Below are 21,317 nucleotides of genomic sequence, written 5' to 3' on the forward strand. Positions count from 1 at the left end.
CTTTTAAAAGAAGCTATAGATAACTTTACCTTCGTGCAACATATTTGATGCATCAAACTACAAATATGATAAAAGGCCTTATTGGATGTTAGTGGAGAGCGCACGCATGCACAAAATTGCTGAATTGCAGACTCTGGTGCACGAGAACCTAGGCGATGTCGTTTATCGCAAACTCTCGGAAGCCTTGATGCGTGGCAAGTTTGCCCCCGGCACGCGGTTGACCATTCGCGAGCTGGCGGCTTCGCTGGGCACATCGGTCACGCCGGTTCGCGATGCACTGCTTCGGCTCATTCAGGACAACGCCCTCATCCAGAAAACACCGCGCGACGTGCGCGTGCCCATCCTGACGCCGGAACGCTATTGCGAGATACGCGATATTCGGGTGCGGCTGGAAGGGCTGGCGGTCAGCCGCGCCGCCGTTGCAGCGACACCGGAAGATATTGCCCGGCTCTGGTCCATTATTAATGACAATGAGACCGCGATTAAGGAGCAGCGCTGGGAAGATGCTCTCGAGTGCAACCAGATTTTCCACTCGGCTTTTGCAGAAATTGCGCGGATGCCATCGCTGATTACAATCCTTGGAACCCTTTGGCTTCAGATGGGTCCGTTGATTGCAGGCATATATGAGTATGGCGGCCGTCACATGATTGAAGACCACTATATTGTCGTGAAAGCAATCGAAGCGCGTGATCCAGAGGCTGCGGAAGCGGCGCTTGCCAAAGATATTCTGGATGCCAGCGAGCTTATTCTCGAAAGAATTGCGGCTCTTTTGCAGGAGTAGTGTTGAACAGCCTCTCGTTGGGACCGGCTTCTGCCCAATTGTGCGACCTAGAAATGCAGGACCCGCTCAACCGCGATTGTGAAAATGCGACAGGAATGCCTGCGTCGCGGGCTGTTTCGATTGTCGATCACGTCACGCGCTGGCCCCGGCTCGACGATCACGCGGTCACGCATGAACACGACACGGTCGGCAACACCGCGGGCAGCACTCGGCATTTCCTATTGCGCTGTTACGCAGCCGATCTCGTCCATCGGAGAGCTAAAAGCCGCAAGATGCAAAGGCCTTGTTTGGAATGCCTCTTTAGGAAACAATAAATGCCTGTCTCGCATCCGGGATATGCAACCCCAAAATCGCCGTGCAGGTACCAGTGGAACAAATCGCTGCTGCACATGAAGCATAGGAGACGGACACGACCGTCGGTAAAGTTCTGGTCCGGATTTAAACGCACTAACATGGCAGTCTCTCAAAGCCTACCATATTAGTATCGACTCCGTGCAGAAGCTCTAGAAGTGCAGGGAGAATGTCCTCCAGCGGACGCTTCCGTGGCAGATAGTTCATCGCAACGCCGCTACCGCAAACGATTGGCATTAGTCTCACGCAGCAATGCTTCGAGGCGCTTTTCACCTTCTCGCGTTTGCGCACCGTCGCGCAGACCGCCACGGATCAACTGCTCCGCCGCAGGGCGGATGAACAAATCGGCCCATGCGCGATTTTCGATTGCCAAGCCGGGACGCAAATCTGCCGGAGGCAGCACCTTCTTCGCGGCTTCGATAACCCCTTCGGGCAACGTTGCGATATTCTTTGCAAGCGTTTCCACGAATGTGTCGATCTGGTCCGCAGGCAGGGCGCGGTTGATCCAGCCATAACGTTCGGCTGTTTCAGCATCGAAAAGATCAGCCCCCAGAACGGCTTCAAGCGCACGATTGCGGCCTAACCGATGCGCGAGATGCTGGGTCGCCGCGCCCCCGGGGATGATGCCCATCAGCGCCTCGCATTGCGCGAGTCCCGCCCTGCCAATTTCGGCAAAGCACATATCCGCCGCCGCAACAAACTCCGCCCCGCCGCCCCGCGCCAGCCCCTTTAGCTTGATGATTGTCACTTGCGGCTGATGGCGTAACATCTCAGAAAAGGCCTGAAAGACATTCAGGCCCTCCGGTGCATCTTTCGCAAGTTCATCGAAGGCCTTTGGTTCGTCAATCAAAGTCATGTCCACATGGGCAATGAAAAAATCCGGATTAGCGCTATCAAATACGATGACTTTGACCGTTTCCTCGGCCCGCATTGCCGTGAGAAAGCGCCGCAACTCGGTCATAAGCTGCACATTGAGTATATTAACCGGAGGATTGTCGAGCGTCACATGCGCGACGCCATCGGCAACAACAATTCGGATCACAGAAAAATCGCCGTTCATAATGGTTCCTTTCATGGAAATCAGTTGCCGAGAAGGTATCCAACGGATATCTAGTGTCAATTACGCACTAAAAGCATCCCAGATATCCAAGAGGATACCGATGACGAATGAGAGCGACCCGACTTACCGCGCCGACTGTCCGAGCCGGGAAATTCTCGACCAGATTGCCGACAAATGGTCGATGCTGGTGTTGCAGGTGCTCAACAACGAACCCCGGCGTTTCAACGCGATCAAGCGACGGCTGGAGGGCATCACTCAGCGCGTTTTGACCCAGACTTTGCGCAAACTTGAACGCAATGGGATGCTCACGCGACGGATATTACCTGGACCGCCATTGGGTGTTGAGTATGCCCTGACCCCTTTGGGGCGCTCGCTGCAGGCACCCTTCGCGAGCCTTTATCACTGGACAGTAGAGCACATGGATACAATCCAGCAGCGCCAATCCGAGTTCGATAAACGCTCGTGACTTCCTTTGCGGTATCAGCAAGGTGTTTGCGATAAAAGTGATGGCTAAAAGGCGTTGCGCCCAATCCCATCGGAATGATGCCCCAACATGGGCTAATGAGAAAATCAGATTCACCACAACGCTCAGAACAAGAAATTTGAGCCAGAGTGGGATTTCGGCTGTGGATTTTACAAATTACGGCAGAAAGGTCTCAAAAAATAGCACGGTCAGGCCCGGACCACGTTGGACTTATCGTTCAAACAGAATGCACATTCTGATTGTGGCTGCGCTCGAGCGTCAGTTCAGCAGTGGTCTGGCCAAGCCGTTTCGCCAATTCCCGCATGATCGTGACCGCCATTTCCGGGTAATCGCTAAGGATTTTCGTGAAGTGCTCCTTGCTGATGCGCAAGGTTTCCAGCGGCGTCGCCGCCCTCACCGTGGCGGTGCGCCCCATATCGCACAGAATGCCAATTTCACCGACGATTGAGTTGGGCTGGGCTTCGGCAACCTTGATCGGACCACCAGGTGAATCGACAAGAATATCCGCGCCACCCAAAAGGATCACGTAAGCTGCGTCGGAGATGTCGCCCTGATGGAACAGTGTCTCTCCAGGCTTGAAGGTCATGCGGTCAGAGGTAAAGGCGAGCAGCTTCAGCTTCGCCGGCTCTATACCGGCAAAGAACGGCATGCGCCGCAGCATTTCAACCTCATCCTTCAACAGCATCGATCTTCCCCTTCACCACGCTTTACGACAGCAATTCCTTGAGCGGTCCATCTTCCTCCATCAGCACCTCGTAGGTACCATCCTGAACCACCCGCCCGTGATCAAACACAATAACGCGGTCAAAGTCTCTGGCGAGAGAAAAATTACTCAACGCCCATATTATCGCGGGTTTATGACCTTCTTTATGCAGAGAGTGCATAATATTTCCCGCGATCTGAATCTGGATGCGCTGGTCCAGCGACGGCAACGGCCGATTGAACACCACGTAATCCGAATGCTTGAGCAAAGCCCGCGCCATATTGATTTTCTGACGCTGCACGCTGGTCAGTCGCTTGCCGCCCGAGCCGACATCAAAATCGAGGCCGATAATCAAGATGGTGCGCTGCTGGCCCGAATCCTCAAATAGATCGATGAGAATCGTCCGGATTTTATCTGACGCATTCATCTGCCCATAGCTGATCTTGCCGAACAGCAGGTTGTCGAGAAGCGTCGCGTGCTTGATGAAGCGATCCGGCTCATAAGGCTCGATTACCGCGCGCAGATCTTTCGGCGTATCTCGCAGGAAGCGGGTCCGGGCTTTGACAATTTTGGCTTTCAGCGTTTCGCTCAAAAGGCCGAAACGATGCCGCGGCTCGATATAAGAGAAGCTAAGACGCACGATGTTGACGCGATCATCGTCCGATACCGCATCAACGCTGAGCCCCTTCACCCGCTGCAAAAGCGTCTCGTAATCGGGAATGTCTTCCGGCCGCATGAAGGTCAGTTGCTGGAAGAAAGGGTGATCCGGAGGCAGATCGCGGAAAAGCTCGATAGCATTTTGCGCGATTTCGAGGCTCATAGCGTATAGATCCGCAAGTAGATCGTTCTCGCCGATAACCTCACGGAAAAAAGGATGTGCCGCCAGTTGCCGGATGGTCATGGAGGAGCGGTCGAGTACGCCGAACAACAGATTTTCACCCACTGTCGCCTGCGTATTATAGACATCTGGCTCGAAAGGAATGACGAGTTCGGCCATATCGCTGCCGTCAAGCCGCTGGCGCAGCGCCTGCCTGAGTTCCACGATACGCCCGATGAATTCAGGATGAGCAACCGTATCGACCTTCGACAAAAGCGCTATATCGAAAATGTCATGGGTCACCATCACCGCATCAAGAACGGGTCGCACAATGGCATAAAGCTCGTCCCGCCCCTTGATGCCCATCGCAGCGTAATCGACCCAGTCGCTATTGAGATCGAAATCGGGGTTTCTTGCACGGCGCGCCTCCGCGATTTCCCAGCGCCGTTTTACCGCTTCGTCGCCCTCATAGGCGACCTTGGTCAGCGGGGCGTGTTTCAGCCCGTAGAGCAGATTGTCGCGCAGGGAACCACTGAAGAAATAGCCGTCACCCGATGCATAGGCAATGCGCCGCCCGGTGACGGATTCGGGTAATTCAAGAAGATCGCGACTGTCGATTGAGACCCGCCCGGCCGAAGGCCAGACGAGCCGACCGAGCAGTTCGGCAAACACATCGCTGCCACTGCCCGCAGGCCCGATCAACGCCACGGTCTCGGTCGGTTTCAACTCGATGCTGATATGTTCCAAAAGCGTCGCGCCGCTGTCGTCTGGCACCGTGACATTGGTGACGACGAGCGGCTGGTCGAGCGGGGAAACTGTATCGTAATGGACGGACTGTACCTTCGGATCAATGAGGTTATCGACGCTGAACTGCTCAACGACCTGCGCATACTTGACCTGCACATCTTGCCGGTTCTGGTCCCAGTCGATGAGTTCCTTGAGCGGACCAGGCAGGTCCTTATAAGCGTTGATGACGGCAACGAGCTGGCCAATGTCGAGCCGACCCTGAAGCGCCAACAGGCCGCCGATCATGTAGAACAGAAACGGCGTGACCTGCGCCAGGAAATTATTGATGAACTTGACCAGAAATTTCCACTGGTAGAGATCATAACGGATTGTGAAGATGTGGCCCAGTCGGTGGGCAATATCGGCGCGCTCGAAATTCGACGTGTCGTTGCTGTGGATGGCATTGATGCCGTCGACGATCTCGCCCACGCGGCCCGAAAGCTCGCGCGCGGACAGCTGGCGCTGACGCCCCAGCTCGAGAAGTCGCTTGCGCATCCGGGGAATGATGATGCCCTGCGCGGCAACAATGATCGCGGCGATCATGCCAAGCCAGAAATTCTGCATCAGGATGAAAACGAGCGCCGTAACAGCCTGCCCCCCAAGAAGGGCCGGCTGTACAAAGGCATCGCCGGTAAAGCCTCCGAGCGGCTCCACCTCATCCTTGATCATGGTGGCGATTTCTGCAGAACGCACCCGCTTGAAATGGAGTGGCGGAAACCGCAGCACCCGGTCCACCAGATCGAAGCGGATGCGGCGCAGCATTCGCTCACCGAGCCTGCCCTTATAGGTATTGATGTAGAGCTTGAAGAGCCCGTTGATCACAACCAGCAGCAGGAACACCATACTGAGGCCGATCAGCATCTGGACACGGGTGAGCTGCAAGCCACCGAAGAAGACCACCTCGCCCACAATCGGGAAATCATAGGTGATCCGCATGAAAGTCTGCGTCGCGCCCGGCTTCTCGAAACCTATTCCCTGAATGGGGCCGTTGATGATCTGCTTGGGCAGATCGAATGACAGGAAATAAGGGATCATCGAGACGGCGACGACAAAAAGAATCCAGGCTTGCTGGGCGCGCGTCGTGGACCAGATATAGCGGGCTAGGTTTTTTTCCATGAAGTCCCGTTTTGAAATCGATGGCCCGCCGGGCCGTACTGCTATGGTGCCAACGCCGTCAATCGCTCTATATATACCTGTGCATTTTGCGAAGCCTCCTCCGCTCTTGCCAGTATATTTCTAGTGCGTTTGCAGCAAAATGGAAGTATCTCGCCTCACATAAAGGCGGGATAAAAAGATTTCACGCAGCTACACGTTGCAGGCTGCCCGACGCCAGTGACGTTAACGACGGCGATATAGAAAATAGCGCTTTACCGGGACACTGTGCGGCACCGGCATTGGCGTTAATTCCGGATGATCAAGCGGCAGCCCGCTGGCCGCTATTCCACCTTGTTTCAACAAGTGTGCCACGGCATCGGGTAACCATGTCAGCGTCATGGCGTCAAGGTCGTTATGGCCCGTGCCGATATCGGCATGCACAAGTGCTGCCTCGATGCCGAAATAATCACGGACCGTGTCCTTGATTTCACCCACCACAAGATTATTGCTGTCAGGCGTCGAGCTTTCGTAAGATTGCATCACGCGATCAAAAGCGATGATACGGCGATCAGGAAACAGCTCCCTGATATGGTCGTATGTGCGACCATTGCCGAGACCAAGTTCCATGATGTTGCCCGGGATCGCGCGCACATCGTCCGCAATGCTGTTCAGAATATCACGCTGGGCACAAAGACGGCGGATGAAACTGTCAAGACGACTCATGATTTATTCTTCCTGCATAATAACGGCGACCGCGTTCTTCAACAATTCGCCGTGCTATGCCTTGACGATATTGTCGCCGCTGATGCCACGGCGTCCGAACGCATTGCGTGTGTCGATGATCAAGGGCGCCCAAGTGACCAGGGCCTGATAATCGATCTGATCGTGATCAGTCGCAATCAACACAGCGTCGAACTCTCTGACAGCTTTTTCGATCAGTTCGACCGAGCTACGGCCGCGCAGCTCGATATATTCGCGTGTTGGCGGAATCGTCGCGACGAACGGATCATGATAGGCCGTCGACCCTCCGCGAGCCTCAATCAGCTCGATAAGTTTCAGCGATGGGCTTTCGCGAATGTCAGGCACATTCTTCTTATAGGCAAGTCCGATGATCAGGACACGCGAGCGACTGACAGCCTTGCCGTGGCGGCGGTCGAGCGCCTCCGCCAGTCGGTCGACAACATGGCGCGGCATGGCAGAATTAATCTCTCCGGCAAGCTCGATAAAGCGCGTCGGCAGTTCGTATTCGCGCGACTTCCAGGTCAGGTAAAACGGATCGATAGGAATGCAGTGACCGCCAAGTCCCGGTCCCGGATAGAACGGCATATAGCCGAACGGTTTGGTCTTGGCAGCCTCGATCACTTCCCAGATATCGATGCCCATGGCCTCGTAAACGACCTTCAATTCATTGACGAGAGCGATATTGACGGCTCTGAAGATGTTTTCCGTCAGCTTCACAGCCTCAGCGGTTGCGTTTGACGAGACCGGAACGACTGTCTTGACCGCTGCGCCGTAAAAGGCCGTCATGAGCTGCGACGCCTCCGGGCCATCACCAGCCACGATCTTCGGAATGCCCGAAGTTTCGAAATCACGGTTGCCAGGGTCTTCGCGTTCTGGCGAGAAGCCAAGGAAGAAATCCAGGCCCGAACGCAGCCCCGTCTTTTCCAGGATCGGTCGCACCACATCATTCGTGGTGCCAGGATAGGTCGTGGATTCCAGCACGATCAGTTGGCCGGGCTTCAACGTTCGGGCAATCGCATCGCAGGTCTTGACGACGAAGGACAGGTCAGGGTCTCGCTGTTTGGTCAGCGGCGTCGGAACGCAGATGATGATGATATCGCAATCGCCAAGGCTCGCAAAATCAGTCGTTGCGCGGAAACGGCCCTCGCCAACATGGCGCCCCAGCAGCGCATCGGATACGGATTCTATATAGGATTTAGTATCGTCAATCATGACGATCTTGCCGGGGTCTATATCGAAGCCAATGACACGAAAACCGCTATTGGCAACAGTCATCGCCAGAGGCAGGCCGACATAGCCGAGGCCGATGATGCCCACGCACGCCGAGCGGTCAGCAATAGCGGTAAACAGGTTTCCGTGAAGCGGGGCAGAATCGGTCAAGATCGTGGCTCTCCGGCAACTAAAGCGCATCCTGAAAAGTGTGAAACGGTTTTCAGACAAGATGCGCGTTAAAACAAAGCTTTAGAGCGCCGGTCTGATTCAATCAGATCGAAACACGCTCTAATGTCTTTCAGTGGCGGATTTGCGGGCTCCATGTCAAGCATGCTGCCTGACGGCAGCTGCACGTTCAGCGAAAATCCTTCCTAATTTACTTTGGTGAAACTGGCTTTGCGGCTATTACACGCTATATTAGTCGGCGTGATTTGCTGACGACACGCCATGAAACGGCTGATGGCTGGAAAGAACAAAAAGCGATGGATGTCCCCCGGATTACGGTTTCCGAAACATTGCTCAGTCCAGTTTTATACTGGCTACAACAGTCCGCGCTGAACGGCGCAAGCCTTGAAACTCTGGCCGAAGGGTTTTGCGACCAGCTCGCAGCGGCCGGTGTGCCACTGATGCGCGTTCACTTAAGTTTTTCGATGTTGCACCCGCTTTATGACGCGCTCGGTTTCACCTGGATCCGCGGCAAGGGCATGGAAATCGAAGGGTTTCGCGCTTCGGCCAGCGAAAAGGATACAGAGCGCTTTCTCAACAGCCCCTATTTCTATCTTCTCAGCAACAACCTGCCGCATCTGCGTCGTGAAATCGATCCTTCTATACCATCGGAGTTCGAGGTTTTCGATGAATTGAAGGAAATTGGCGCCACCGACTATCTCGCCTTTGTACACTCCTTCGGCGAGGGCGACAGTCAAGGCATGGTCGGCTCCTGGACCACGGATATCCCGGGCGGCTTCGGCGACGACGTGGTTGAAACGCTGCTGAAAATTCAGGACAGCCTTGCTATCGCGGCGAAGATGGCAGTGCTGGGCAAGCTCGCGGACAACGTGGTCACCACTTATCTCGGTAGCAATGCTGGCAAGCGCGTATTGTCTGGCCAGATACGGCGAGGAGATGGGGAGACCATTCGCGCAGTGCTCGTGATGGGCGATATGCGTCAATCGACCAACCTTGCCGACCAGGCTGGCCGGCAGGTCTATATCGACACTCTTAACGAATTTTTCGACGCAATCGCTGCGCCATTCAACAAGAATGGCGGCGAAATTCTGAGTTTTATCGGAGACGGGTTCCTCGCCGCCTACCCCTGCGGACGTCACCGGGAGCCGTCCGAGATCGCAGCCCGCGCAGCAATGGAAGCCGTGCGGAAAGCCGCCGCCGCCGTGGCGGACATGAACAATGAGCGAAAGAGGAACGGCCTCGACGAAATTCGCTACGGAATGGGGCTGCATGTCGGCAACGTCATGTTCGGAAATGTGGGCCTCAAGGACCGGCTGACATTTTCCACCTTTGGCAGCGCGGTCAATGAAGTGGCCCGGCTACAGGGATTGACCAGACTTTATCCCGACCATCCAATCATCGCCAGCGAGGCGTTCACCACCTATTCTGGTGGCAACTGGGTGATGCTCGGCGCGAAGAAACTGCGCGGTGTTCAGGAAAAGGTGACAATACTGGCGCCGAGCGCAGAAGACATGAAGTTGGGTAGCGTGGAGGCAACCGGCAAAAGCAAGTCCGACGCAGGCTCAGAGGCTGAGCAGGTGATGCTGCTTTACCGCAATTCCCGCGATAAGAAGAAGCCCCGGAAACTCGAGGGGAACTTCGTGCAATGATGAAGACATGTGCTATAGCGTTATTTGTATTCACATTCTTTGTCAGAATCCCAGCGGTTGCCGATCCATTGAGTCAGACCCTTTTCGACACTTTCGATGGTCAGGATTTCTCGCCCACAGGCGGGCTTTATTATCGCGACAATCGTGAACAGAAAGCCGGATCTGTCGAGTTCCAGAGTGCGGTCACCCGTACAGGAACTGGCGCGCTGAAACTGAGCGTACGGTCCGGTTGCAAGGCGACAACAGAAAATTGCAGCGAACGGGCGGAAATCTGGGAAAAAACCGAACTTCGCGTCCCTTATGACAAAGCTGTCTGGTACGGCTTCGCCGTCAAGTTTGCTGACCCCATCCCCCAGGACGATCATCGCTACGTTATCGCCCAATGGAAGCGTGAGATTGGCCCTGAAGCGAAAGGCGACTTCAGCCCTTTTCTGGCGGTGCGGCTCAATAAGGGCAAACTTTTCATGACGGTGGAAACGAATTATCACGCGCCCATTTCCACGGGAACGAAGGGCACAGCCGCAACATGCGAAAAAGGCTCGACCCCAGTCTGGTTGCGCCCGGAAACCAACCAGATGCGGGCGCTCGTCGCGACCGACAACAACTGGGTTGCCGAAGATGGTAACCTCTTCACGGCGTGCACCGACAAAATCACTGTCAAGCCGCGCGGCAACAGCCTTCCCTCTCCAAACTCCGGATGGATCGACTTTGCGATCATGACGAGACCCGGACCGGATGGAACCGGCCATATCGAGATTTTCGCCAACGACCTCTGGATCGCAACAGTCACAGGCTATATCGGCCACAACGATGCCGGATTGGGCAAAAACCAGTATTTCAAATTTGGTCCTTATCGCGCGGCTGGAACCGGCGAATGGTCGCTGTTCTATGATGATTTCCGCAGATCGGCCAACTGCAAGGACGTCCTGCGCGACAGCAACGCCTGTAGCCTCATCAAGTAACCCCTTCCCGGCAGGCAGCATTTCCGGCGCTTATCTTTCCAATAGGTATGGCGACTACTGGACCAGCGGAATCTAGTCATGGACACGTTGGCATTCGTGCGCTAGCGTTCATGTCGGGGTACCCGCACCGGAAACATGAAAACGTGAAGGCCCGCAAGCATGATCTCTGGTACGGATCTCTTGAGGATCGAAAATCTGAGCATTTCCTTCAGCCTGATGGGCGGGGAAATCATGGCCGTAAAAAAGGCGGACCTCCGTGTCCTGCCGGGCAAAGTCACGGCCCTCGTCGGTGAATCCGGATCCGGAAAATCTGTTATTAGTCAGTCGGTTATGGGAATTCTGCCGCGCACTGCCTCTGCAAGCGGCAAGATACTTTTCCAGGATCCTGCTATGCCCGGCCAGCCGCCAGTCGACATTCTCAGCCTGCCGGTTGATGGTCCAGAGATACGCGCTTTGCGCGGCAGTCGAATTGGCAAGATTTTCCAGGAGCCGCTGACCTCGTTGTCGCCGCTCCATACGATCGGCAACCAGATTTCCGAAGTGCTGTCGATCCATACTAAAGATACAAAGGCCGAGCGGCGCGAGCAGACCGAACAGATGCTTGGCCTTGTTGGCTTTCAAAACCCGGCTCGCGCCTATGACAAATATCCGTTTGAGCTATCCGGCGGTATGCGCCAGCGCGCCATGATTGCCATGGCGCTCATATGCAAGCCATCCCTGTTGATCGCCGATGAGCCAACCACTGCGCTGGATGTAACCATACAGGCACAGATTCTTGAGCTGCTGGGCGAACTACGCGCCAAGCTCAATATGGCGATGTTGCTCATCACGCACGATCTGGGCGTCGTTGCCAATGTCGCCGACGAGGTCGTCGTGATCTATCACGGTGAGATCATGGAATCCGGCCCCGTCGAAACGATTTTCCGCAAGCCGTCTCACCCCTATCTAAAAGGCCTGATGGCCGCCGTGCCCCATTTTGACATGAAGCCGGGCGAGAGACTTAAATCTTTGCGCGATGTGCCTGTAGATGTCACCAAATTGATGGGGAAGAGCAAGACCGTCGATGCAGAGCACAACAATGTGCTGCTTTCCGTACGCGACGTCTCCAAGACCTTCGCCGCTCGAAAAACCCTCTTTTCAAAAGACGACGGGCCGCCGACACGCGCAGTCAATGACGTCAGTTTCGATGTCTTGCGCGGCGAATGCTTCGGTCTGGTCGGCGAGAGTGGTTGCGGCAAGACCACACTGAGCAAGATTCTGATGCGCGCCATTACACCAGATTCCGGCTCAGTGACATTCAACGGTAACACAGGCCCGATTGATGTCCTTGACGCCAGCGGCAACGAGCTGCAAGCGTTGCGTACCAAGATCCAGATGGTGTTTCAGGATCCGGTATCGTCGCTATCGCCGCGCATGACGATCCAGAATATTCTCAGCGAACCGCTGGAAATCCACGGGCGGGGAAACGCCAAATCGCGGATGGACAAGGTGTCCGACCTGATGGACGTCGTCGGCCTCAACCGGCGCTATCTCAAACGCTATCCACACGGTCTCTCCGGCGGTCAGCGCCAGCGCGTCGGCATCGCGCGATCCCTGGCTCTCGGCCCGGAGCTCGTCCTGTGCGATGAACCGGTATCGGCGCTTGATGTGTCTGTACAAGCGCAGATTCTCAACCTTCTCAAGGATTTGCAAAAGGAGCTTGGGCTCACTTACATCTTCATTTCGCACAATCTGGCGGTGGTGGATTATATGGCAGACCGGATCGCCGTGATGTGTGCCGGACGGATCGTCGAAATCGCTCCCCGCAGTACTTTGATGCGATCGCCTGTCCATCCCTATACGAAGTCGTTGCTTGCGGCGATTCCATTTCCCGATCTCGACCGTCCACTCGATTTCGGCAAGCTGAGGGCCAGCGGCGCGTCCGACAAGCGCAACTGGGGCATCCAGTTCCGCAACGACGGACCGGAAGATATGTTGACACCGACCGATCTGGGCAATGGGCACCTTGTGCTTGCACGCAAGACAGCCGATGTGCGGGAGTTGAAACCGTGATCAACCGCCGCACTGCTCTGGGCATGCTTGCTTCCTGCGTTCTGCCTGATGTGTCGCGGGCGAGATCGTTTGACTGGAACTATTCATTTCCGCAGCCGGGTGCTTGGGATCGGCTCGACACGGCCGACCGCCTCCCCAAGACACCAAGAGTCATCAACATGGCCGCCCTTGGTCGCAAGCCCGGTGTCAATGGCGGCGTCATCCGGACCTTGATCGGCAACCAGAAAGATATCCGGTTGATGACGCTTTATGGCTATTCCCGTCTGGTCGGCTACGACGAAAAGCTCAACATGCATGCGGATATTCTCGAAAGCTTCGAAGTGATCGAGGACAGGGTCTTCACCTTCAAAATCCGCCCCGGACATCGCTGGTCGGACGGGTCCTATCTGACATCGGAGGATTTTCGCTATTGTTGGGAAGACGTGATGCTCAACACGGAGCTGAAGCGCGGCGGCCCGCCGCGGGTCCTGCTTGTCAATGGAAGACCACCACGTTTTGAAGTCATCGATGAATTGACTGTCCGATATAGCTGGGACGCGCCCAATCCGGACTTTCTGCCGCAACTGGCCGCGCCACAGGCGCTGATGATCGTCCTGCCGTCAAAATACATGAAGCAGTTTCACAAGAAGTATCAGGACAATTTCCGGCTTTCGGCATTGATGAAGCAATACCGCGTCAAAAAATGGGTTGATCTTCACTTCAATATGGCGCGCAGCTATCGTCCCGAGAACCCGGAGCTGCCGACGCTCGATCCGTGGCGCAACACCACTGCATCGCCAGCAGAGCAGTTCGTTTTTGAGCGCAACCCGTATTTCCACCGTGTCGATGAAAACGGTCTGCAACTGCCCTATGTTGATAAAGTGGTTCTGAATATCAGCTCTCCGGCGATCATTGCCGCCAAGACAGGTGCTGGCGAAAGCGACCTGCAAGCACATGGTCTCGATTTTGCCGACTACGCCTTCCTGAAGGATTCCGAGAAGCGATTTCCGGTCAAGGTCAATTTATGGAAACGCTCGGAAGGCTCGCGGGTGAGCCTGCTGCCCAACCTCAACTGCGGTGATGCCACCTGGCGGGAGCTGTTCTGGGATGTGCGGGTACGTCGCGCACTGTCGCTCGCAATCGACCGGACCGAAATCAACAAGGCGGTGTTCTACGGGCTTGCCGTTGACAGCGCAAACGCCATCCTGCCCGAAAGTCCGCTGTTCAAACCTGGATACAAGACTGCGTGGAGTGGGCACGACCTGGCCCAAGCAAACGCCTTGCTGGACGCCGCAGGCCTGCAAATGCGTGACGAGAACGGGATACGTCTGCTGCCCGACGGTCGGCCGGCAAAAATCGTGGTCGAAACCGCTGGCGAAAGCACGCTGGAGACAGATATCCTTGAGCTGATCACCGATCACTGGCTGGATGTGGGCATAGCGCTGTTCATTCGGACATCTCAGCGTGACGTGTTCCGCAGCCGGGCGATGGGGGGCGAAATCATGATGGCAATGTGGTCTGGGCTCGATAACGGTATCCCGACTGCCGACATGAACCCGGGCGAACTCGCCCCAACCTCGGACGACCAACTGCAATGGCCGGTCTGGGGCATGTATTACATGTCGAACGGAATGAAGGGTCAGCCTCCGGAAATTCCCGAGGTGAAGCAGCTTATCGCGCTTCTTGCCCAATGGCGGAATACCAGTGACATGACAGAACGAACCGGCATCTGGACGCAGATGCTGGATATCTATTCACAGCAGGTGTTTTCCATCGGCATCGTCAACAGCACGCCGCAACCGATCTTGCGCGCAGACAGTCTCCGAAATGTGCCAGACAAAGGACTTTACGGCTTCGACCCGACTAGCTTTCTCGGAGTTTTTATGCCGGATGCGTTCTGGTATGGTAAGGATGCCTGAGCATGCTGCGATACATCCTTTGGCGCATCGCAGCGATGATCCCCACACTGGTGATCATTTCAGCTCTGGTTTTCACCATCATCGAATTGCCGCCCGGCGACTACTTTGAAAGCTATGTGTCGGAACTTCGTGCCCAGGGCGAAGCCGTCGACATGCAGGAAATCGAAGAGCTTCGCGTCCAGTATGGCTTTGATAAGCCGCCAGTGCTGCGCTACTTCCACTGGGTCGCCGGCATGTTGCAAGGCGATTTCGGCTATTCGTTCGAGTACCAGCTTCCCGTCAGCGAGGTGGTCGGGGACAGGCTGTGGCTCACGGTGATGGTGTCGTTTTTCACGATCATCTTCACCTGGCTGATCGCTTTCCCCATCGGCATCTATTCGGCGACGCATCAATATAGCTGGGCGGATTACGGGCTGACACTCATCGGCCTGCTTGGCATTGCGATCCCGAATTTCATGTTCGCGCTGATCCTGATGTATTTCGCCAATATCTGGTTCGGCACCTCCATTGGGCATCTCATGGATCAGAAATATCTGGCCGAACCGATGAGTTGGGCCAAGGCATCCTCCATCCTCTCCCATCTATGGATTCCGGTATTGATCGTCGGCACCGCCGGCACTGCAGGCATGATCCGGCGTCTGCGCGCCAATCTTCTAGACGAACTGCAGAAACAATATGTGGTGACGGCGCGTGCCAAGGGTTTGCACCCTTTCCGCGCATTGGTGAAATATCCCCTGCGCATGGCGCTCAACTTTTTCATCTCGGATATCGGCTCGATCTTGCCGGCGATCATTTCCGGTGCAGAAATCACCGCAATTGTTCTTTCGCTGGAGACGACGGGGCCGATGCTCATCAAGGCCTTGCAAAGTCAGGACATGTATCTTGCGGGTTCGTTCCTGATGTTCCTTGCGACATTGACGGTGATTGGCGTGTTGATCTCCGATATCGCGCTCGCCTTTCTCGATCCGCGCATCAGACTGCAAGGCGGAAGCACAAAATGACATCACCGCTTCCAGAACCCGGCGCGCCGCTACCTCACTTTGTCTCAACGAAGCCTTTCGATCCACATTCAGTCGACGTCATGACCGAGGAGCAAAACCGGCTCTATCGGGCATCACAGCTGCAATTAATGTGGTGGAAATTCAAAAAGCACAAACTGGCCCTCGCCTCTGCGATTTTTCTTGGTGCGCTCTATGTAATGATCGCTTTTGTCGAGTTTCTGGCACCTTACAATCTCCATACACGCAACGTTGACTTCATCTATAGCCCCCCGCAGGCCGTTCGCCTTTTTCACAACGGTGATTTCATCGGACCATTCGTCTATGGGCGCAAGATGACGCTCGATATGGACACGCTTCGACGCGTCTACGTGGACCAGAAAGACCAGGTCGAGCCGCTGCGGTTTTTCTGTTCGGGTGATCGCTATAAATTCTGGGGCGTGGTCGCGACGGATTTCCACCTTGTCTGCCCCGCGAAAGGTGGGCAGATGTTTCTTCTCGGCAATGACCGCCTCGGGCGCGACGTGCTGTCGCGCATTCTCTATGGCGCTCGCATTTCGCTTACAATCGGCGTAATCGGCATCGTCATCAGCTTTACGCTGGGAATTGTTATCGGCGGCCTAGCTGGTTACCATGGTGGCGTTTTCGACCTCATCGTTCAGCGAATCATCGAAGTACTTCAGTCTATTCCAAGCATACCTTTGTGGATGGCCCTCGCCGCCATCATGCCTATTACATGGAGCCCAATGCTGATTTACCTCGGTATCACCGCCATCCTCGGACTGCTCGACTGGACGGGGTTGGCGCGTGCCGTGCGTTCCAAACTGCTTTCACTGCGTGAAGAAGACTATGTGCTTGCGGCTCAATTGATGGGTGCAAATAGTCGCCGCATCATAGGGCGGCATCTCATTCCCGGCTTCATGTCGCACTTGATCGCGACTGCAACCATGTCTATTCCGGGCATGATCCTCGGTGAAACTGCGCTGAGCTTTCTCGGACTGGGTCTGCGGCCGCCAATCACAAGCTGGGGTATCCTTCTGACCGAAGCCCGAAGTGTAAGTGTCATCGTCTTCTACCCCTGGCTGCTGTTTCCGATCATTCCGGTCATCCTGGTGGTTCTGGCCTTCAATTTTCTGGGTGACGGTCTCCGCGACGTCGCTGATCCGTATAGTTGAGGTGGATATTCATATGCTGAAAAATTTCCCATATCACGGGTTGCGTCACCAAATGACCGCGAGGCTCGCATCATGACGCGCCGCCTGGAGGATGTCCGCATTCTGATGTATAGCCACGACACGTTTGGACTGGGCCATTTGCGGCGCTGCCGGACGATCGCCCATTCGCTGGTCGAGGACTATCGCGGTCTGAATATTATGATCATATCCGGCGCCACCATCGCCGGTGCGTTTGACTATCGCGCGCGTGTCGATTTCGTCAAAATTCCAAGCGTGATCAAGCTGCGCAATGGCGAATACGAGTCAATGGAGCGGCACACCGATCTTCATGACACACTAAAGATGCGCCAATCGATCATCCGTCACACGGCCGAAACGTTCCAGCCCGACATTTTTATCGTCGATAAAGAACCGATGGGCATGAAGGGCGAAGTCGAGGAAACACTCACCTATCTCAAGACACGGGGAGCAATGCTGATCCTTGGCTTGCGTGAAGTCATGGACGCGCCGCATCTGCTCGATGCCGAGTGGAAGCGCAAGAATGTGATGGACAAGATCGACAAGCTCTATGATGCGGTATGGGTCTATGGTCCGCCGGATTTCTATGATCCGCTGGTTGGGCTCGACGTACCCAAGAGCGTCCGCGATAAAATGAGCTTCGTCGGCTTCCTGCAGCGTAGCGTCTCCACCCATGAACTCCCGGACCATCGTCCAAAGGGTGACTACATTCTCGTCACCACGGGTGGGGGTGGGGACGGCGCCGATCTCGTCAACGATGTCATACGGGCCTACCAGCACGATCATACGCTCCAGCACAAGTCACTCATCGTGCTGGGACCTTACATGCCCGCGAAAAAGCGTCGCAAGATGATAAGCAAGAGCCGGGCGATCCCCCATATCGAGGTTATCGAGTTCGATAACAGGATGGAAGAACTGGTGGCTGGCGCCAAGGCGGTCGTCGCCATGGGCGGTTACAATACCTATTGCGAGATTCTGTCCTTCGACAAGCCAGCGCTGATCGTTCCGCGCGTCCTTCCACGTGAAGAACAATTGATCCGCGCCCGGCGCGCCGCAGAGCTTGGACTGATCGATATGCTGCTCCCAAGCGAATCCGAAGACCCGGTTCGCATGGCAGGCGCGCTCAAAGCCCTGCCCAGCAGACCTGCACCTTCCAAGAGTGCACTCAAGGGTTTCAGGCTTGAGGGCTTGCCGCATATTTCTCAAATTGTCGGGGACCTGATGGATCGACGTCAGCCGAACCACCTGTCACTCGTCAAGGGATAATCGCGTGTCATATCGCCGAAAAACAGTCGTGGTGTTAAAGGGATATCCGCGCCTGTCTGAAACATTCATCGCCCAGGAATTGCTTGGGTTGGAACAGTCGGGTTTCGATCTGGTTCTCGTGGCTTTACGGCGACCAACAGATAAAAAGACCCATCCGGTGCATGATGAAATTCGTGCGCCAGTACACTATCTGCCTGAATATCTACGCGATGAACCGCGCCGTGTTCTGTCCGCACTGATCGCCTGTATGCCAAGACCCGGTTTCTGGCGTGGTTTGACGGCTGTTCTCAAGGATTTTCGAAAGGATCCGACACGCAATCGTATCCGGCGCTTCGGACAAGCCGCCGTTCTTGCGGCGGAGTGGCCCGAGGGAGCAGAATGGATTCACGCACATTTTATCCATACACCCGCATCCGTTGCCGCCTATGCCAGCCAAATTACCGGCATTGGATGGACATGCTCCGCTCATGCCAAGGACATCTGGACTTCGCCGGATTGGGAATTGCAGGGCAAACTCACCAGCACGCGCTGGACGGTAACGTGCACGCATTCGGGCTTCAACCATCTGCGCCAGCTTGGAGGCCCCAAGTCCAATGTGCATCTGAGCTACCATGGCCTCGATCTTGCCCGGTTTGGACCATTCGAGGAAAGCCGCTCACTCCGCAATGGTAGTGAGGCCGATGATCCTGTCAGAATCCTGAGTGTCGGTCGGGCTGTCGAAAAAAAGGGCTACGACATTGTGCTGAAAGCACTCAGCCTGCTGCCTAATGATCTCCACTGGCGGTTCGAGCACATCGGTGATGGCGACAGGATCGCCAGCTTGAAAGCACTTGCAGGCGAGCTGGGGATCGCTGAAAAAATTCAATGGAAAGGCGCACTTGACCAGAAGGAAGTCCTCGCTGGCTATCAAGCCGCCGATATTTTCGTACTCGCTTGCCGGGTTACCGCGGATGGAGACAGGGACGGCCTGCCGAACGTGCTGGTAGAAGCGTCAAGCCAGGGACTGATCTCGGTCTCCACCAACATTTCCGGCGTACCGGAATTACTGATAGACGGGGAGAATGGCCTGCTTGTTGCGCCTGAGAATCCCCAAGCCTTGGCTAAAGCGATGGAAACAGCGATCCGCGATGCGAACTTCCGCCATCGTCTGGGGCGTGCCGCCGAAAAGCGGGTGCGAACAGAATTCAACTTCCACAACAGCATCCGTCAATTGAAATCCTTGTTCGAAACAGAATGGAAGCCGAGCAAATGAGACAATCGACGGCAAGACCGCGCGTGTTGTTCTATGTCCAGCATCTGCTCGGCATCGGTCATCTTGCGCGCGCCAGTCGCATTGCCCGTGCACTGACACAAGACGGTTTCGACGTCACCATGGTCACCGGCGGCATGCCTGTCCCGGGATTTCCGGGGCCGGAAGTAAGCCATGTCGCATTACCAGCGATTGCTTCGGGCGATGCAGGGTTTTCCGGTCTTGCCGACGCCTTTGGCAACCCGCTGACCGATGAATTCAAAGCCGAGCGCCGTGACAAGCTGCTTGTCACATTTCGGGATGTCCAGCCCGATATCGTCATCATCGAGGCATTTCCTTTTGGACGGCGGCAGGTCCGCTTCGAGCTGATCCCGCTGCTTGATGAGATCAACGCAATGACGCCGAGACCATTGGTGTTGGCCTCGCTGCGCGATATTCTGCAGGAACGCGCCAAACCCGGTAGAGACGAGGAAAGTGTAGCCCTGGTGCAACGTTATTTCGATCACGTGCTGGTTCATGGCGATCCGCAGTTTGCCCGTCTGGAGGATAGTTTTCCGCTGCATGCAGAGATTGCCGACAAGGTTATCTATACGGGCCTTGTCGCCGCGCCACCGCCCTCGCCGCCTGCGGAGACCTTCGATATCGTCGTTTCGGCTGGTGGCGGTGCTGTCGGCGCCCTCCTGATCCGCGCTGCACTTGAGGCTGCAAAGCGCCTGTCGCCTGACCTTTCCTGGTGCATCGTGACCGGGCCCAATCTGCAGCAATCGGATTTTGACGATATCGCGGCGGAAGCACCGAACAATGTCCGCATCTTCCGATTCCTGCAGGGTTTTCCAAGCCTGCTGCTCAAGGCTCGCTTGTCAGTCTCTCAGGCCGGATACAATACGGTTTGCGATATCCTGCGTGCAGGTTGCGGATCGTTGCTCATTCCTTTTACGGCGGGTGGCGAAACCGAGCAGACGGCACGCGCACGACATCTGGAGAAGCTCGGTCTTGCGTCGATTCTCACGGAAGATGAGCTATCAGCGAATAGCATGACCGATGCTATAGGCAAGGCACTTGCCGCACCTCGTTTGCCAGCTCACAATCTTGATCTCGACGGCGCGCATCGCACCGCAGAGATCCTGCATGGTCTTCTGGCAGCACGCTAGACGGTGCCGATCAGCATGAATCTGGTATATTTCTTCATGGGCAGCGCACCGGCGAATGCAATCGTTCCCAATGACGCCTGATCTATGAATTCATCCAGCGACGCGACACAATTCACATGGGTCGGTTCGCTAAAATAATCGTTCGATTGCAGGAGAACACGGGTTCCCTTTGGCAGCAGCGAGAGCCAAGCAGGCAGATCAGCAATATGTTCGCAACTCGTATTGATCACCAGATCAGCGCCGAGTTTCGCATAGGCAAGATCATACATATCGGCAGTCACTGCCCGAAATCGATCTATCCACGCGCTGTTCAAGGTATCAGCGACAACGCCAACATCGGGATCGATATCAAAACTGTCGATCGCTTCGATCTCAAAGCGCGGATCTTCGAAAAACATCGCGGCCAGAACGCCATACCAGCCACCAAGTATGACGATGCGGCCGAATTTTCCGCCAACGGCTTCAAACAGCGATTGCCGCGCCCAAATCTTGCAGGCCACTTGCTTGTGGTTGAAGGCATTGCCAAGGTCCGCCTCGGGGTGGCGGGCGACGACCCGCGACAAACCCTTGATCAGCGGGCTCGATGTGTATGCCGCCACACCGCGCAAAATATCAAATGCGCTTTCATGCCAATCAATGGTAGTCGCGTTTGCGTCGAATGTGTCCATCATGGGTAAGTTGTA

Annotated in this window: 17 protein-coding genes and 1 pseudogene; 11 read left to right on the top strand and 7 right to left on the bottom strand. The window is 55.5% G+C overall.

Translation table 11 applies throughout. The features are described 5' to 3' along the window. The first annotated feature begins 106 nt into the window (after window positions 1-106). The gene (locus FHW00_RS20690; RefSeq protein ID WP_078340110.1) at window positions 107-781 is read left to right on the top strand and encodes a GntR family transcriptional regulator; all 675 of its coding nucleotides are present in this window, start codon (window positions 107-109) and stop codon (window positions 779-781) included. A gap of 66 nt (window positions 782-847) precedes the next feature. Here FHW00_RS20690 and FHW00_RS20695 read toward each other — a convergent pair. Both FHW00_RS20695 and FHW00_RS20700 read right to left on the bottom strand, forming a co-directional pair. Next, a pseudogene (locus tag FHW00_RS20695) lies at window positions 848-984 on the bottom strand (amino acid ABC transporter ATP-binding protein); the annotation flags it as partial. A gap of 365 nt (window positions 985-1,349) precedes the next feature. Continuing rightward, entirely contained in the window at window positions 1,350-2,192 is an 843-nt protein-coding gene (locus FHW00_RS20700; RefSeq protein ID WP_445557970.1) for an enoyl-CoA hydratase/isomerase family protein, read from the bottom strand. 100 nt (window positions 2,193-2,292) lie between these two features. On the opposite strand from FHW00_RS20700, the gene FHW00_RS20705 reads away from it, so the two are divergent. Next, complete coding sequence (locus FHW00_RS20705; protein WP_078340137.1) at window positions 2,293-2,658, top strand: winged helix-turn-helix transcriptional regulator; 366 nt, start codon at window positions 2,293-2,295, stop codon at window positions 2,656-2,658. 235 nt (window positions 2,659-2,893) lie between these two features. Here the strand turns inward: FHW00_RS20705 and FHW00_RS20710 are convergent, their stop codons facing one another. The 4 genes from FHW00_RS20710 to FHW00_RS20725 form a co-directional block, all read right to left on the bottom strand. Further along, entirely contained in the window at window positions 2,894-3,361 is a 468-nt protein-coding gene (locus tag FHW00_RS20710; protein ID WP_078340108.1) for a cyclic nucleotide-binding domain-containing protein, read from the bottom strand. 22 nt (window positions 3,362-3,383) lie between these two features. Next, on the bottom strand, window positions 3,384-6,098 hold the full coding sequence (locus FHW00_RS20715; protein WP_078340107.1) for an ABC transporter ATP-binding protein: 2,715 nt from the start codon (window positions 6,096-6,098) through the stop codon (window positions 3,384-3,386). A 222-nt stretch (window positions 6,099-6,320) separates the two neighbouring features. Then, window positions 6,321-6,800: a class I SAM-dependent methyltransferase gene (locus FHW00_RS20720; RefSeq protein WP_078340106.1), complete on the bottom strand. Its 480-nt coding sequence runs from the start codon at window positions 6,798-6,800 to the stop codon at window positions 6,321-6,323. A gap of 54 nt (window positions 6,801-6,854) precedes the next feature. Beyond that, window positions 6,855-8,228 carry a nucleotide sugar dehydrogenase gene (locus tag FHW00_RS20725; protein WP_078340105.1) on the bottom strand — a complete coding sequence of 458 codons (1,374 nt, stop codon included), beginning with the start codon at window positions 8,226-8,228 and terminating at the stop codon, window positions 6,855-6,857. A 284-nt stretch (window positions 8,229-8,512) separates the two neighbouring features. Here FHW00_RS20725 and FHW00_RS20730 point away from each other — a divergent pair, with 284 nt between their 5' ends. From FHW00_RS20730 to FHW00_RS20770, 9 genes are all read left to right on the top strand, one after another. Beyond that, window positions 8,513-9,865, top strand: coding sequence for an adenylate/guanylate cyclase domain-containing protein (locus FHW00_RS20730; RefSeq protein WP_078340104.1), 1,353 nt, complete (start codon window positions 8,513-8,515; stop codon window positions 9,863-9,865). Then, on the top strand, window positions 9,862-10,827 hold the full coding sequence (locus FHW00_RS20735; protein ID WP_078340103.1) for a polysaccharide lyase: 966 nt from the start codon (window positions 9,862-9,864) through the stop codon (window positions 10,825-10,827). Before FHW00_RS20730 ends, FHW00_RS20735 begins: the two co-directional genes overlap by 4 nt. Window positions 10,828-10,986: 159 nt before the next feature. Next, window positions 10,987-12,879, top strand: coding sequence for an ABC transporter ATP-binding protein (locus FHW00_RS20740; protein ID WP_182514692.1), 1,893 nt, complete (start codon window positions 10,987-10,989; stop codon window positions 12,877-12,879). Next, window positions 12,876-14,777, top strand: a complete 1,902-nt coding sequence (locus FHW00_RS20745; RefSeq protein WP_078340102.1) for an ABC transporter substrate-binding protein — start codon at window positions 12,876-12,878, stop codon at window positions 14,775-14,777. The genes FHW00_RS20740 and FHW00_RS20745 overlap by 4 nt, the downstream gene beginning before the upstream one ends. A gap of 2 nt (window positions 14,778-14,779) precedes the next feature. Beyond that, complete coding sequence (locus FHW00_RS20750) at window positions 14,780-15,778, top strand: ABC transporter permease (protein WP_078340101.1); 999 nt, start codon at window positions 14,780-14,782, stop codon at window positions 15,776-15,778. Then, on the top strand, window positions 15,775-16,950 hold the full coding sequence (locus FHW00_RS20755) for an ABC transporter permease (protein WP_078340100.1): 1,176 nt from the start codon (window positions 15,775-15,777) through the stop codon (window positions 16,948-16,950). Before FHW00_RS20750 ends, FHW00_RS20755 begins: the two co-directional genes overlap by 4 nt. Before the next feature lie 72 nt (window positions 16,951-17,022). Then, the gene (locus FHW00_RS20760; RefSeq protein ID WP_078340099.1) at window positions 17,023-18,234 is read left to right on the top strand and encodes a glycosyltransferase family protein; all 1,212 of its coding nucleotides are present in this window, start codon (window positions 17,023-17,025) and stop codon (window positions 18,232-18,234) included. Window positions 18,235-18,238: 4 nt separating this feature from the next. Continuing rightward, window positions 18,239-19,486, top strand: a complete 1,248-nt coding sequence (locus FHW00_RS20765) for a glycosyltransferase (protein WP_078340098.1) — start codon at window positions 18,239-18,241, stop codon at window positions 19,484-19,486. Beyond that, complete coding sequence (locus FHW00_RS20770; RefSeq protein WP_078340136.1) at window positions 19,483-20,634, top strand: glycosyltransferase family protein; 1,152 nt, start codon at window positions 19,483-19,485, stop codon at window positions 20,632-20,634. Before FHW00_RS20765 ends, FHW00_RS20770 begins: the two co-directional genes overlap by 4 nt. On the opposite strand, the gene FHW00_RS20775 is transcribed toward FHW00_RS20770, so the two are convergent. Further along, window positions 20,631-21,305: an SAM-dependent methyltransferase gene (locus FHW00_RS20775; protein ID WP_078340097.1), complete on the bottom strand. Its 675-nt coding sequence runs from the start codon at window positions 21,303-21,305 to the stop codon at window positions 20,631-20,633. The two genes, FHW00_RS20770 and FHW00_RS20775, sit on opposite strands and share 4 nt — an antisense overlap. Window positions 21,306-21,317 lie beyond the last annotated feature (12 nt).

This window comes from Ochrobactrum sp. P6BSIII (assembly GCF_014138065.1).
Lineage (GTDB): Bacteria > Pseudomonadota > Alphaproteobacteria > Rhizobiales > Rhizobiaceae > Brucella.

What these genes read in the sequence shown, in the direction of transcription:
- FHW00_RS20705 (WP_078340137.1), top strand. Translation starts at nt 2,293, where the DNA reads ATGACGAATGAGAGCGACCCGACTTACCGCGCCGACTGTCCGAGCCGG.
- FHW00_RS20690 (WP_078340110.1), top strand. Translation starts at nt 107, where the DNA reads ATGCACAAAATTGCTGAATTGCAGACTCTGGTGCACGAGAACCTAGGC.
- FHW00_RS20720 (WP_078340106.1), bottom strand. Translation starts at nt 6,800, where the DNA reads ATGAGTCGTCTTGACAGTTTCATCCGCCGTCTTTGTGCCCAGCGTGAT.
- FHW00_RS20740 (WP_182514692.1), top strand. Translation starts at nt 10,987, where the DNA reads ATGATCTCTGGTACGGATCTCTTGAGGATCGAAAATCTGAGCATTTCC.
- FHW00_RS20775 (WP_078340097.1), bottom strand. Translation starts at nt 21,305, where the DNA reads ATGATGGACACATTCGACGCAAACGCGACTACCATTGATTGGCATGAA.
- FHW00_RS20725 (WP_078340105.1), bottom strand. Translation starts at nt 8,228, where the DNA reads ATGCGCTTTAGTTGCCGGAGAGCCACGATCTTGACCGATTCTGCCCCG.
- FHW00_RS20730 (WP_078340104.1), top strand. Translation starts at nt 8,513, where the DNA reads ATGGATGTCCCCCGGATTACGGTTTCCGAAACATTGCTCAGTCCAGTT.
- FHW00_RS20710 (WP_078340108.1), bottom strand. Translation starts at nt 3,361, where the DNA reads ATGCTGTTGAAGGATGAGGTTGAAATGCTGCGGCGCATGCCGTTCTTT.
- FHW00_RS20700 (WP_445557970.1), bottom strand. Translation starts at nt 2,192, where the DNA reads ATGAACGGCGATTTTTCTGTGATCCGAATTGTTGTTGCCGATGGCGTC.
- FHW00_RS20755 (WP_078340100.1), top strand. Translation starts at nt 15,775, where the DNA reads ATGACATCACCGCTTCCAGAACCCGGCGCGCCGCTACCTCACTTTGTC.
- FHW00_RS20715 (WP_078340107.1), bottom strand. Translation starts at nt 6,098, where the DNA reads ATGGAAAAAAACCTAGCCCGCTATATCTGGTCCACGACGCGCGCCCAG.
- FHW00_RS20760 (WP_078340099.1), top strand. Translation starts at nt 17,023, where the DNA reads ATGACGCGCCGCCTGGAGGATGTCCGCATTCTGATGTATAGCCACGAC.
- FHW00_RS20735 (WP_078340103.1), top strand. Translation starts at nt 9,862, where the DNA reads ATGATGAAGACATGTGCTATAGCGTTATTTGTATTCACATTCTTTGTC.
- FHW00_RS20750 (WP_078340101.1), top strand. Translation starts at nt 14,780, where the DNA reads ATGCTGCGATACATCCTTTGGCGCATCGCAGCGATGATCCCCACACTG.
- FHW00_RS20770 (WP_078340136.1), top strand. Translation starts at nt 19,483, where the DNA reads ATGAGACAATCGACGGCAAGACCGCGCGTGTTGTTCTATGTCCAGCAT.